General features: G+C 29.7%; 11 protein-coding genes. 4 read left to right on the top strand and 7 right to left on the bottom strand.

Translation table 11 applies throughout. The annotated features are described in order from the left end of the window. Positions 1-28 precede the first annotated feature (28 nt). Genes egtB through ACWYN7_RS02845 form a run of 3 tightly spaced genes read left to right on the top strand, consistent with a single transcriptional unit; the run spans position 29 to position 2,809 of the window. On the top strand, positions 29-1,180 hold the full coding sequence (gene egtB, locus ACWYN7_RS02835; protein WP_462858334.1) for an ergothioneine biosynthesis protein EgtB: 1,152 nt from the start codon (positions 29-31) through the stop codon (positions 1,178-1,180). A gap of 1 nt (position 1,181) precedes the next feature. Next, positions 1,182-2,129: an L-histidine N(alpha)-methyltransferase gene (locus tag ACWYN7_RS02840; protein WP_462858335.1), complete on the top strand. Its 948-nt coding sequence runs from the start codon at positions 1,182-1,184 to the stop codon at positions 2,127-2,129. Then, complete coding sequence (locus ACWYN7_RS02845) at positions 2,117-2,809, top strand: aspartate/glutamate racemase family protein (RefSeq protein ID WP_462858336.1); 693 nt, start codon at positions 2,117-2,119, stop codon at positions 2,807-2,809. The genes ACWYN7_RS02840 and ACWYN7_RS02845 overlap by 13 nt, the downstream gene beginning before the upstream one ends. Positions 2,810-2,857: 48 nt before the next feature. On the opposite strand, the gene ACWYN7_RS02850 is transcribed toward ACWYN7_RS02845, so the two are convergent. From ACWYN7_RS02850 to ACWYN7_RS02870, 5 genes are all read right to left on the bottom strand, one after another. After that, positions 2,858-4,000: a DUF5929 domain-containing protein gene (locus ACWYN7_RS02850; protein WP_462858337.1), complete on the bottom strand. Its 1,143-nt coding sequence runs from the start codon at positions 3,998-4,000 to the stop codon at positions 2,858-2,860. A 1-nt stretch (position 4,001) separates the two neighbouring features. Beyond that, entirely contained in the window at positions 4,002-4,868 is an 867-nt protein-coding gene (locus tag ACWYN7_RS02855) for an aldo/keto reductase (RefSeq protein WP_462858338.1), read from the bottom strand. 1 nt (position 4,869) lies between these two features. Further along, positions 4,870-5,622, bottom strand: coding sequence for an SDR family NAD(P)-dependent oxidoreductase (locus tag ACWYN7_RS02860; protein WP_462858339.1), 753 nt, complete (start codon positions 5,620-5,622; stop codon positions 4,870-4,872). A 262-nt stretch (positions 5,623-5,884) separates the two neighbouring features. Further along, on the bottom strand, positions 5,885-6,817 hold the full coding sequence (locus ACWYN7_RS02865) for a hypothetical protein (protein WP_462858340.1): 933 nt from the start codon (positions 6,815-6,817) through the stop codon (positions 5,885-5,887). Between the two features lie 123 nt (positions 6,818-6,940). Then, on the bottom strand, positions 6,941-7,390 hold the full coding sequence (locus ACWYN7_RS02870) for a hypothetical protein (RefSeq protein WP_462858341.1): 450 nt from the start codon (positions 7,388-7,390) through the stop codon (positions 6,941-6,943). A gap of 200 nt (positions 7,391-7,590) precedes the next feature. Here ACWYN7_RS02870 and ACWYN7_RS02875 point away from each other — a divergent pair, with 200 nt between their 5' ends. Beyond that, the gene (locus ACWYN7_RS02875; protein WP_462858342.1) at positions 7,591-10,167 is read left to right on the top strand and encodes a glycoside hydrolase family 3 C-terminal domain-containing protein; all 2,577 of its coding nucleotides are present in this window, start codon (positions 7,591-7,593) and stop codon (positions 10,165-10,167) included. A gap of 59 nt (positions 10,168-10,226) precedes the next feature. On the opposite strand, the gene ACWYN7_RS02880 is transcribed toward ACWYN7_RS02875, so the two are convergent. Both ACWYN7_RS02880 and atpG read right to left on the bottom strand, forming a co-directional pair. Further along, positions 10,227-11,705 carry a tetratricopeptide repeat protein gene (locus ACWYN7_RS02880; RefSeq protein WP_462858343.1) on the bottom strand — a complete coding sequence of 493 codons (1,479 nt, stop codon included), beginning with the start codon at positions 11,703-11,705 and terminating at the stop codon, positions 10,227-10,229. 204 nt (positions 11,706-11,909) lie between these two features. Then, positions 11,910-12,773: an ATP synthase F1 subunit gamma gene (gene atpG, locus ACWYN7_RS02885; protein ID WP_462858344.1), complete on the bottom strand. Its 864-nt coding sequence runs from the start codon at positions 12,771-12,773 to the stop codon at positions 11,910-11,912. Positions 12,774-12,833: the final 60 nt, after the last annotated feature.

Consider the following 12,833-nt stretch of genomic DNA (forward strand, 5'->3'; position numbering starts at 1 on the left):
ATCTTTACAGCAATAGAAAGGAAAAGGCATGCGTTTAAAAAATCAATTTATAGCTACTAGAAAATTTACAGAACAAATCTGTAAACCTTTATCTATTGAAGATTATGTTGTGCAAGTTGCCGTTTTTGCTAGTCCTGCAAAATGGCATTTGGCACATACTACTTGGTTTTTCGAAACTTTTATTTTAAAATCATTTTTAAAAAATTATAAAGAATTTCATCCAGATTTTAACTTCTTGTTCAATAGCTATTACAATAATATTGGTAATCGCGTTTTTAGAGCAAATAGAGGTAATTTAACACGCCCAAGTGTAGATGAAGTTTACAAATACAGAGCGTATGTAAATCAATTTATGCTGATGTTGTTAGACAATAACAAGGATGATAAAGTAAGTGAATTGATTACATTAGGCATTCATCACGAACAACAACATCAAGAATTATTACTTACAGATATTAAATACATGTTGGGTAATAATCCCATTTTTCCTGTTTATGATGCCAATTTTAATCCATCAGAAAATACTGTAAATTCAGATGCTGAATTTGTAACTATTTCAGAAGGCGTTTATAAAATTGGATATCAAGAAAATGGATTTTGTTACGATAATGAATTGGGCGTGCACAAAGTGTATTTACATCAATTTGAAATCAGTAAAAATTTAGTAACCAACCAAGAATACATTCAATTTATTGAAGCTGGTGGTTACAACGATTTTAATTTGTGGTTAGATGAAGGTTGGTCTTGGGTACAAAAAAACAAGGTTAAAGCTCCTTTATATTGGCATAAAATTGATGGAAAATGGCATTTTTATTCTTTAAAAGGATTACAAGAAATACCCAAAAACGATATATTACAACACATCAGTTTTTATGAAGCTGCTGCTTTTGCAGAGTGGAAAAAAATGCGATTGCCAACTGAATTTGAATGGGAAATTGCAGCAGATCAATTAAATTGGGGAAAACGTTGGGAGTGGACAAATAGTGCGTATTTACCTTATCCGAATTTTAATAAAGCAGAAGGCGCTATTGGCGAATACAATGGTAAATTTATGATTAACCAAATGGTGCTTAGAGGCGCATCTGTAGCCACAGCTCCAAATCACAGTAGAAAAACCTATAGAAATTTCTTTCATCCTGATGCTCAATGGCAATTTACAGGAATTCGTTTAGCAAAATAATATGACAGAGCAATTTAAAAAAGATGTAGACCAAGGTTTATCTCAATCATCAAAATACATTTCTTCTAAATATTTTTATGATGAAATTGGTGATGCTTTATTTGCAAAAATTATGCACTTACAAGAATATTATTTAACAAGATCTGAACTAGAAATTTTTAAAAATCAGTCTAACAAAATAATAGATCATTTAGAGATTAATAAAGACCAATATTTTGAGTTGATAGAATTAGGTGCAGGCGATGGTTTAAAAACCAAAGAATTATTAAAATGCTTGCAAGAAAGAGGTTTTCATTTCGATTATTTTCCTGTTGATATTTCTCAAAATGCTTTAGATATTCTAGAAAAATCGATTAAAAAAGATCTACCAAAAGTAAATTTTGTAAAAAAACAAGGCGATTATTTTGAGATGCTTGCTTCTTTTAAAGAAAGAACAAAACCCAAAGTAATTCTGTTTTTGGGCTCTAATATTGGTAACATGTCTGATGAAATTGCAACTGAATTTATATACAATTTAGGCAGTAATTTGCATAAAAACGACAAGCTTTTATTAGGTGTAGATTTAATAAAAGAAAAATCTGTTGTGTTGGCTGCTTACAATGATAACAGTGGAGTTACCAAAGATTTTAACTTGAATTTATTGCATAGAATGAACACTGAATTGGGTGCTAATTTTGTAATAAATCAATTTGATCATTTGCCTGAATATTCAGAAAAAGATGGTATTGCAAAAAGTTTTTTATCGAGCAAAACAAATCAAAAAGTATATTTTAAATCTTTAGATAAAACCTATTCTTTTGCAAAAGGAGAAAAAATTGCTACAGAAATTTCTAGAAAATACAATGATGATATTTTACAAAAAATTCTAAAGCCAACAGACTTTTTTATTTTAGACAAACTAACAGATTCTAAAGCCTATTTTGCAAATTATATTTTATGCAAAGCATAGACAAAAATCAACATAAAAAATTCGGGATTTTAGAATTAGGATTAGATTCTACAGCGTATTATATTCAATTATTGAATACAAGAATTGGTCATAAAAATATAAATTCAAGCGATTATTTTACAGTTGTTAGCACTAATTTTGATAAAATAAACAATCTTTTACCTTACGCTTCTGCTGATTTAGATGCCATCATTAAAAAACATTTACAAGAATTAGCATCACTTAAAATTAAAGGAATAATTATACCCAATATTACACTTCACGAAACAATAGACAAATTGTGGAGCTCTGTAAATTCTGATATTCTTATTGCTCATCCACTTTTTGGTACAATAAAAAGAATGCAAAAAGCAAATAAAAAAAGGGCAATTTTATTGGGCTCTAAATACACCATGAATGCCAATTATATTGCAGAAACTTTTAAGAATTCTGGAATAAAAATTCTAAAACCAACAAAAGAACAACAAGATTTTATAGACTTTGTAAGGGTTGAAGTTTATCAAAAAAAAGACACAAAAAAACTATTAAAAAAGTTTAATGATTTAGTTGGCTCTTTTTTAAAAGAAAGTCCTGTAATTTTAGCTTGTACAGAACTTTCGATTGCAAATACTATTCTTGATGTAAACCTTTTCGATTTTGTAGCTATTCAGGTTGATGATTTAATCAATTTGAATAAATAGTACTATTTTAAATTTACAATTTATCACAATAAATACCTTTTTAACTATTTAGTTATATTTTACTTTTCGAATTACTCTCATAGCCTCTTTATACTTTACGTAAGTAGTTTTGTCTTCTAAATTTTTAATGTAGTTTTTTGCTTTTCTAAGTAGTTCTGGCGCGTCTAAAAATCCGTTTAAATAACAGAGTAAATAGTTATGAGGCAATCTAAAAACATCTTCGTGCTCTAACACAGAAAGTTTTTTATTTTCATTTATTTTTTGAACAATATCATTACAATTATCATAAATATGTTTTACAATAATAGCGTCGTATTTAGGTGGGTTGAACAAAAATTCTCTAACAATGGCATGTTTTCCATTATTTTTAAAATTGATGATGGTTTTTTCTAAAGGATAATACGTTTCTTTAGCATCTATACCCAAAGAAATATATTCTGTAATTAAAAAAGATTGCTGATTGTAGGTAATTTTTACATCGTCTAAAGAAGAGTAAAACAATCGAACTTGTTCGTTAATCAATTCGATATCTACTCTTGTAAAAAACTCTTTATTATTTATAATTTTCTTTTTGCCTGCCCAACACAATACAAATTGCTCGTTAAAAACTTTGTATTGAGGGTTGTATTCTTTTTTATGATTATTTATAAAATCGAAAACTCCATTTAGGGTAAGTTCTATGTTATTTCTAGCATTTTTTTCTATGCTAGTCACAATTTCTTTATTGGTATTTCTTAGCTCGAAATTGCTACCTAAAAAAGGCATAGAATTGCTGCCTCTTCTGTAAAAAATAGTACCTCCTTTATATTTCCAAGCATTTTTTAACAAAGAAGTAATTAGATTATTAGGATGAATGGTAACCAAACCCACCACTTTATAACGAGGCAAACTCGGAAAAGACACGTTTAAATATTCTATTTTTGGTGGATTATTTAAATACGCATTTACCAAATTCTGAATTTTGCTATCATCAAAAAAATCGACGCCAACAATTAAGTTTTCTTCGTCTTCTACACCAATAACTATGTAAGAATTGTTTTCTGGGTTCGAGTTAGACAAAGAACAAATATGTTTTAAAAATTTGGCTTTGCCCTCTTTAGAACCTAATGATAATTTTTGCTTTTTATCGTAAAAACTATTCTCATCATTATGAGAAAGTAGGTTTTTGATAAGTAAGCGTTTGTTTATCATTTTAATCTACTTCTTGTCCTTTACTTGCTTCTAATAACAAAAACCAATCTTCTAATTCTAAATCTATTTCTAACGCTTTGTTTGCATTTAAAATTCGTTGTTTATTGGTAGTACCAATAACTGGCGAAACCTTTGCTGGATGTTTAAAAAGCCAAGCCAAAAGCAAAGTATCTGCTGTAGTATTGTATTTTTTTGATAGCGTTTCTAAAAGTGCTTTAATAGTTTTTGTTTGATGATTTTCTGCTCTAAAAACACTTCCTAAAGGACGCCAACTCATGGGTTGCATTTTCTTTAATAGCATTTGGTCTAAAGCACCATTTGTCATTGCTGAATTTTGCGTTAACGAAAACTCGATTTGATTTACAGCTATTGGAATTTTATCAGCAATTAAATCCACCTGAAAAGGTGTAAAATTTGATACTCCAAAATGTAAGATTTTACCAGATTCTTGCAATTTTAAAACGGCTTCAGCTATTTCATCAGGAATCATTAAAGGACTTGGCCTGTGCAATAAAAAAGTGTCTAAATAATCTGTTTTTAAATTTTTTAGCGATTGTTCTGCACTCCAAATAATATATTCTTTTGTATAATTATAGTGCTTTACTTTATTATTTCTTGTTTCGCCAACAAGTTGGATACCACACTTAGAAACTAGTTGTATTTCTTCTCTTGCAATTCTACTTTGTACAAATGCTTTTCCAAATTCGGCTTCTGTGGTGTAATCTCCATAAATATCTGCATGATCGAAAGTGGTGTTTCCATTTTCTATACAAAACTGAATTAGATCTGTTGCTTCTTGAGTAGAAAATTGTTTTCCCCATTTTCCCCAAGACATACAACCGATTATTATTTTTGATGTTGGTGTCATATTAATTCTTATTTAGCATTGTTGCACTGGCTTGTGCTGTTGGATAAACAACCAAATCTTCTATATTTACATGATAAGGTCTTGTAACCACAAAGTGGATAATGTCTGCAATATCTTCTGCTTGTAAGGCTTTAAAACCTTGATAAACAGTTTTTGCTCTTTTAGTATCTCCTTTAAAACGAACCTCAGAAAATTCTGTTTCTACCAAACCAGGATGTATTGCAGAAACTCTAATATTATGTTCATTTAAATCTAGTCTCATAGATTTATTTAAAGCATTTACGGCAAACTTAGATGCACAATATACGTTGCCGTTTTTATAAACTTCTTTGCCTGCAATAGAACCAATATTTACAATAAAACCATTGTTATTTTTAATCATGGTTGGTATAATTGCTTTAGATACGTAGAGCAAACCTTTTACATTAATGTCTAACATTGCATCCCAATCATCTATTTCTCCATCTTGAATTGTTGCTAAACCATGTGCATTACCAGCGTTATTGATAAGAATATCTATTTTTTTAAAATTTTCTGGTAAAGAGTTTATTGCTGTTTGTACTTCGTCTTTTTTAGAAACATCAAATTGTAATGTAGTAACCTCTGTTAACTTTGCAAGTTCTTTTTCTAAATCTTGCAGACGCTCTTTTCTTCTACCACAAAGAATTAATCTAATTTTATGTTCTGCAAACAATATTGCTGTTGCTTTTCCTATTCCAGAAGTTGCCCCTGTAATAAATGCTGTTTTATTCATACTTTTTGTACTTTCTGTTGCCTATTTGCTTGTTAGCTAAAAAACAAAAATCTTATTTTTTTTTATTTTTTATTATTGATATTCAGGAATTTAAGAGAATATCTGTTTTCCCTTAAAAGTATGAAAAGTAGCCATTGTTCACCTAGATTATTTTGTAAAATTTTCATCAATTATTAACAATAAAAAAGCCACCCTCCTCAGGGTGGCTCCTCTTTCAATTGGTTATTGAGAAATAACCAATCAAAAATCAACTAACCAAACTTTATTTTAAATTTCTTCTATTCTTTGTCTTTCTCTCTATTTTAGTACGTTTTCTATCATTATTCCTTACAATATCTTTAGCGGATTTAACAGATTTTTCACTTTTTAGATATTGTATAAAACCTAATCCATAGAATTCGTAAGTGGTTTCTGAATTGTAATGGTACAAACGTATTTTATTATCTGTAACAACGCTTAATTCAAATTCTTCTATATCTCCTCCATCATAATTCAATGTTAAAATTTTAAGGTCTTCGTAACCATCAACATCAAATATTTCGTATCCACCAACATAATCCCAATTTATATTTGCAACTTGTGTGCCAAACTCATCTTGAGAGCTATAAAATGTAGTTATATTATCTGGTGTAAATGCCAGGTAATTTTCATCATCAAAAGCATTTTCTGTACCTCCAATTGCATTTGTTTTTTCCCAAGCTTCGTATTCTTGTAATAAATATTCTATGTTTTCATAAAACAATTTATCATAATCAAAATTATTAGTATTGTAGCCTATTAAATAATAGCTTACATTTTGTCTGTAGTTGTAAATTCTAATTTCATTGGTAGATAAAATTGTTACATCAAAATCATTAATACCATCTATATCATGATTGGTTTCTAATTCGCCATTATAGGTATTGTAAGTTCCCACATCAATTCCTAAACCATTACCTGTTCTTCCAATATCTGCAATATTATTATTTGCGTATAAAATACCGTTTATAAATGATAACGTAAATGCTCTAGATACATAAGGTACATCTCCAGAACCAGTAGTTCTATGATAATCTACATACCATAAATCGTAACCAGAAACAACTTCTTCTAGAGTAGGTGTATAATTATCATAATCGTCGTAATAAACTGTAGAGCAAGAACTCAACAAGGTTCCTGTAATTATAATAGCAAAAAGTAGTTTTAGCGTTTTCATAAGCTTTCTGTTTAGTGGTTATGCTTATGAATATTCAAATTGCGTGCCAAAAAATATTTTACCTTCTAAAATAAATTATAAGTAATTGATTTACTGGTGTTTAAATGCATTTATAAATGTGATTTATTTCTCTCTTTGTAGCGATTTTATTTTGTAATATTTTATTTTTCCGTTGATTTTATAACTGATAACAGCTTCATTTTCGTTGAGTTTAAAAGGGAATTTTTTAATTGCTGGCACAGTATTTTTCAACTCTTTTGTTGGGTTTGCATCTAAAATAAGATCTCTTCTTGTTGATGTGTTAAAATAGCCCATTAATAAATTATCATTGGAATTCTTGGTTTGTAATTTGGCAACTTTATTATCAAAACAAATACTATCAAATTGAATCGTTTTTGTTGATGAAAATTTGATTGTTACATTTGTTCCTTTAACACCTGGCTGACCACCCACCCAATTTTTATACGTTGCAGAAATAATTTTAAATGGAGGATTTTCTTCTAATTTTAAACTTTTACACATTGCAAAACCAATGATGATTGTAATTATGGATATAAATTTAAGTCGTTTCATTTTTTATAGTTTATAGAATTACTCCAAATTATATACCAAGATAAAAATTTGTTGGTAAATCTTTCTAATAGAACAATCGATCATTTTTTTATAAGAAATGGCTTAAAAACGCACTTGTCTTACTAATGTCCATATTCATTTTTTTAAAAGTTCTTTATTTGAGACTACCTTTCAATCAATTAATCATAAACATATTTACAATGAAATATCAAAAAATAATCTTACTGTTTGCAGTGGTATTTTTATCACCTTTGGTGATGAAAGCACAAATTTGGAAAGATCCAAATGCAAAAGTAGAAGACAGAGTAGAAGATTTACTGTCTAAAATGACTTTAGAAGAAAAAATAAGTTATTGTGGTTCTAGAATTCCAGAAATTGAAAGATTAGGTGTTCCTTATTTTGAATGGTATGGAGAAGCTTTGCACGGAATTATTGGCTGGAACTGCACCCAATTTCCACAAAATATTGCAATGGGTGCCACTTGGAATCCAGATTTAATGTTTGATGTGGCAACAGCAATTTCTAACGAAGCTAGAGCCCTAAAAAATATGGGGAAAAAAGAAGTGATGATGTTCTCGCCAACTGTAAATATGGCTAGAGATCCAAGATGGGGTAGAAATGGAGAATGTTATAGCGAAGATCCTTTTTTAATGTCAGAAATTGCAAGAATGTACGTTAGAGGAATGCAAGGTAATGATCCTAAATATGTAAAAACCGTAACTACTGTTAAGCATTATGTTGCCAATAATATAGAAAAAGGTAGAGAAAAATCGCAATCGTACGTAAGTAAAAAAGATTTATACGAATATTATTTTCCTGCTTACAAAACTTGTATTGTAGATGAAGAAGCAACAGGAATTATGACAGGGTTAAATGGTTTAAATGGCATTCCTTGTTCTGCTCATGATTGGTTGGTAAATGGAGTTTTACGAAACGAATGGGGTTTTAAAGGCTATGTAATTGCAGATTGGGCTGCTGTACAAGGCTTAGAAAACCGTATGAAATATGCAGGTAGTCAAGCAGAAGCTGCAGCTATGGCTATAAAAGCAGGTATAGATCAAGAATGTTTTAGAAATAAAGTTAAAAAAGCACCCATGGTAAATGCCTTGCCAGATGCCTTACAACAAGGTTTACTTTCAGAAGAAGAACTCAATGTTTCTGTTCGTAGATTATTAAGATTACGTTTTATGACTGGAGATTTTGATGACCCAAAACTAAATCCATATTCAGAAATACCTGCAAGTGTTTTAGAAAGCAATGCTCATAAAAAATTAGCCTTAAAAGCAGCTGAACAATCTATGATTTTATTAAAAAATGATAACAATGCACTTCCTTTAAAAAAGGATATTAAAAGCATTGCCATGATTGGTCCTTTTGCAGATCGTTGTTGGATGGGAATTTACTCTGGTCATCCAAAGAGCAAAGTGAGTCCTTTACAAGGAATTCAAAATTATACCAATGCAAACGTAAATTTTGCTCAAGGTTGTGAAGTTACTGCAAAAGATGATGATGATCAAAAAATTGCAGAAGCTGTAGCTTTGGCAAAAAAATCGGATCAAGTGATTTTAGTAGTTGGTAATGACGAAACTACATCCACAGAAAACACAGACAGAAAATCGATTAAATTACCTGGCAATCAACATAAATTAATTAAAGCAGTTAAAGCAGTAAACAACAATATAATTTTAGTTTTAGTGCCTAGTGGACCTACTGCAATTACTTGGGAACAAGAAAATATTGACGGAATTGTTTGTATGTGGCCAAATGGACAAGAACAAGGAAATGCTTTAGCAAATTTATTATTTGGTGATGTAAATCCTGGTGGAAAATTAAACGCAACTTGGTTTAAGTCTGATAAAGATTTGCCAGATTTTAAAGATTATAGCATTCAAGAAGGAGGCAGAACTTATATGTATTTTAAAGGAAAACCTTTGTATCCTTTTGGATATGGTTTAAGTTATACTGATTTTAAAATCAACAATGTAAAACTAGATCGCAAAAAATTAAATGCTGATGAAAAACTAACCATTTCTGCAACTGTAGAAAATATTGGAAATGTATTTGGTGATGAAGTTGTGCAGGTTTATATTCGTGATGTAAAATCATCAGAAAAAACACCTTTAAAAGCCTTAAAAGGATTTCAGCGTGTTTCTGTAGCATCAGGAAAAACAAATACTGTTGCAATTGAAATTCCTTATGAAGCCTTTTCTTATTACAACACCAAAAAAGAAAAATACATGGTAGAAAAAGGTGCTTTTGAAATATTGGTGGGGAATTCTAGTGAAAACATTTCATCAGTACAAACCATAGAAGTTGCAGGCGGAATTTTACCAGTAGTAAAAGTGGGACATAAAAGTGCTTTTTATAAATTTGATAAAGAAAAACATGGCAGAAAATGGGATTATTTATATAAAAACAAATCTGACATTACTTCTACAAACAAAGAAAAAGAAGACAATTCTGAATGGATAGAATATGAAATTACTTTTGTAGATCCTGGTTTTTATGTAAATACTTGGGATGCTGAATTGAGTTTTAAAAATGCAAGCAAAGAAGCAATTATAGAAACTTTTATGGCCGGAAATGCTATAAAAACCTATACCATTTTAAACAAGCAACGTAAGCTAAAGATTAAGATTCCTATTCCTCCAGAATATGGAAAACCTGTTCGTTTAAGAATTAAAACAAGAAATGGAGAAGTGGAACACGAATCGATTAAAATAATTCCACCAGGTGACGTAAAACCTTTTGTGGTTACTAAAATCATTAAAAAGTAGCACTTAAAATTGTAAATTAAAAAGGCAAGTAATTTAATTTTACTTGCCTTTTTTATCGTCTAAATGCTATTCATATAAGTTGTTAAATTAACATCTCTTTGTAAGTCTAACTTTTTACGCAATCTATAGCGCGCTTTATTAACACCATCATTAGAAATCCCTAGCAATTGCGACATTTCTTTTGTAGAGAAATTTAACTTTACCAATGCACATAACTTTAGTTCGTTTCTGCTTAAATCAGGATGTTTTTTACCTAAAGAATTATAAAATGAAGTATTTACTTGTACAAATCTGGCTTCAAAATCTTCCCACATTTTAGTAGAGTTTACCTTAATTGTACTTTTTAGATGTGCTATTTGTATATCATCATCCTGTTTTTTAACAGCCTCCAAACCTTGTTTTATTTCATTGAGTAGCTTGTCTTTTTCCATCAATTGTAGTGCTGTTACTGCCAATTCTTTTTTCTGAATTTCTATTTCAGCATTTGCTCTTTCTGTTGCGAGTTTTTTTTCTATTTGATGTTTTTTTCGCTGTAATCGAATTCCAAAAAAAGCACCAACAGTTGTTAGCAAAAAAAGAATGATTGCAAAAATAAACTGTAATCTAAATTTATCTTTTTCGTTTTTTGCCAATTGTAATTGCTGTTCTTTCTGAATTCGATTGTTTTCTAGGATAGATTTTCGATAGGAATCTTTAATTTGAAACAAACGATTATTTCGATCACTTTGGCTACCAAACAAACTATCGCCCAAAGTTTTGGATACATTCATTTGCTGAAATGCCAATTTGTAATTCCCTAATTCACTGTTGAGTTTAGATATTTTTTTCAACAAATCTACCTTTAAACCAATTCTAGATTTCTGTTGATTGATAACAGCCAAACACTTATTATAATAAATAAGCGCTTTTTGAGGTTGCTTTTTTGCCACATATAAATCTCCTAACATAGAATAAACAATGGATGCAAATTGATGTTTAGATGTTATATCATTTTCTATAGAGGTTAAAATTTCTTCTGCCTCTTTATACCTATTTGTTAAAGTATATAAATGAGCTTTTTCAGTAAAAAAATAAACGTTATTCCCTTTTTTAACGTCTAACAATTGTTCTGCTGTGGCCAAATACTCTTGAGCTTTTAGATAATCTCCATTCATTCTAAACGTAAGTGCTGCAGTATAATAAAGATTAAATTTTACGTTGATATTTTTAAAATCTCCAGATTTTTTAGCATAAAAAAACACAGAATCTATAGCAGAAATGGCTTGCTCTTTCTTAAAAAAGATAGAATATAAACTGCTTAAATGTAGGTAAGCTTTGTATTTTATTTTTGGGTTTTTAATGGAATCTGCAGTAATTAAAACCTCCCATATTTTGTCATAAGCTTCAGGGTAAAGTGCTTTTGATGTTAGTGCCCTAGAATATTCTATTTTTTGTTCTAAAGCTTTGTAAACATCTTTATATGATGATTCTTTTGTATTTTCTTGACTTGTTAAAGTTTGAAAAGAAATCAATATCAAAAAAAGAAGAAGTTTTGGCATAAAACAAATATCAAAAAAAAATCGCAATTGAATCCTAAAAGAATCAATTGCGATTGTATATTTTAAAAAAGTTAATTAGAACTCGACTAAAACGTTTCGTCTAATTGTTCAATGCTTCGCCTATTGTAAATTTGACTCTACTTACGTTTCGTCTAATTGTTCAAAGCTTCGCTTGATGTAAATTTGACTCTACTTGCGTTTCGTCTAATTGTTCAAAGCTTCAGCTCCACCAACAATTTCTAAGATTTCGTTAGTAATTGCAGCTTGACGTGCTTTGTTATACGTTAATAATAATTCATCTCTTAATTCAGATGCATTATCAGTTGCTTTGTGCATAGCTGTCATACGTGCACCATGTTCAGAAGCAAAACTATCTCTAATACCTTTGTATAATTGCGTTTTTAAAGACTTAGGAATTAAAGCCTCTACAATCTCTTCTTTTGATGGTTCAAAAATATAATCAGAATTGGCAATAGCATCACCACCTTCAATTGGTTTTATAGGTAAAAACTGCTCTACTTGTGGTATTTGTGTAGCTGCATTTTTAAATTGATTGTATACCAATTCAATTTTATCGTAAGTTCCATCCACAAATAATTCCATTAACTTTTCTGCTACTAATGCAACATTATCAAAAGTTAAATCATCATAAATATCATTTCTAGTAGCTACAACATTGTATTCTTTAATTAATACATCTGCTCCTTTTTTACCAATAGAAAAAATATCTACTTGTTTATCAGCATACTTTTCTGCAACTGTTTTAACAACTGTTTTAGTTATTGATGAGTTAAAACCACCACACAAACCTCTATTAGATGTTACCACAACCAATAACACTTTAGAAACCTCTCTTTCTGTAGAATATGCTCCACCAGTATCGCTATCTAAAGTTGCGCTTAAATTTTGCAACAATTCTGTTAATTTAGATGAATAAGGGCGCATTGCTGTAATTGCATCTTGAGCCTTTTTCAACTTTGCAGCAGAAACCATTTTCATTGCAGAAGTAATCTGCATTGTAGATTTAATGGAGGTAATTCTGTTACGTATTTCTTTTAAGTTTGCCATTTTCTAGTTTTTAGTTTTTAGTTCTTCGTTGTTAGTTAGTAAATAAACTAACATCTAAAA

The organism is Polaribacter sp. M10 (assembly GCF_054968445.1).

Excerpts from the sequence above, each read along its gene's own strand:
- egtB (WP_462858334.1), top strand. The coding sequence starts at position 29 with ATGCGTTTAAAAAATCAATTTATAGCTACTAGAAAATTTACAGAACAA.
- ACWYN7_RS02840 (WP_462858335.1), top strand. The coding sequence starts at position 1,182 with ATGACAGAGCAATTTAAAAAAGATGTAGACCAAGGTTTATCTCAATCA.
- ACWYN7_RS02845 (WP_462858336.1), top strand. The coding sequence starts at position 2,117 with ATGCAAAGCATAGACAAAAATCAACATAAAAAATTCGGGATTTTAGAA.
- ACWYN7_RS02850 (WP_462858337.1), bottom strand. The coding sequence starts at position 4,000 with ATGATAAACAAACGCTTACTTATCAAAAACCTACTTTCTCATAATGAT.
- ACWYN7_RS02855 (WP_462858338.1), bottom strand. The coding sequence starts at position 4,868 with ATGACACCAACATCAAAAATAATAATCGGTTGTATGTCTTGGGGAAAA.
- ACWYN7_RS02860 (WP_462858339.1), bottom strand. The coding sequence starts at position 5,622 with ATGAATAAAACAGCATTTATTACAGGGGCAACTTCTGGAATAGGAAAA.
- ACWYN7_RS02865 (WP_462858340.1), bottom strand. The coding sequence starts at position 6,817 with ATGAAAACGCTAAAACTACTTTTTGCTATTATAATTACAGGAACCTTG.
- ACWYN7_RS02870 (WP_462858341.1), bottom strand. The coding sequence starts at position 7,390 with ATGAAACGACTTAAATTTATATCCATAATTACAATCATCATTGGTTTT.
- ACWYN7_RS02875 (WP_462858342.1), top strand. The coding sequence starts at position 7,591 with ATGAAATATCAAAAAATAATCTTACTGTTTGCAGTGGTATTTTTATCA.
- ACWYN7_RS02880 (WP_462858343.1), bottom strand. The coding sequence starts at position 11,705 with ATGCCAAAACTTCTTCTTTTTTTGATATTGATTTCTTTTCAAACTTTA.
- atpG (WP_462858344.1), bottom strand. The coding sequence starts at position 12,773 with ATGGCAAACTTAAAAGAAATACGTAACAGAATTACCTCCATTAAATCT.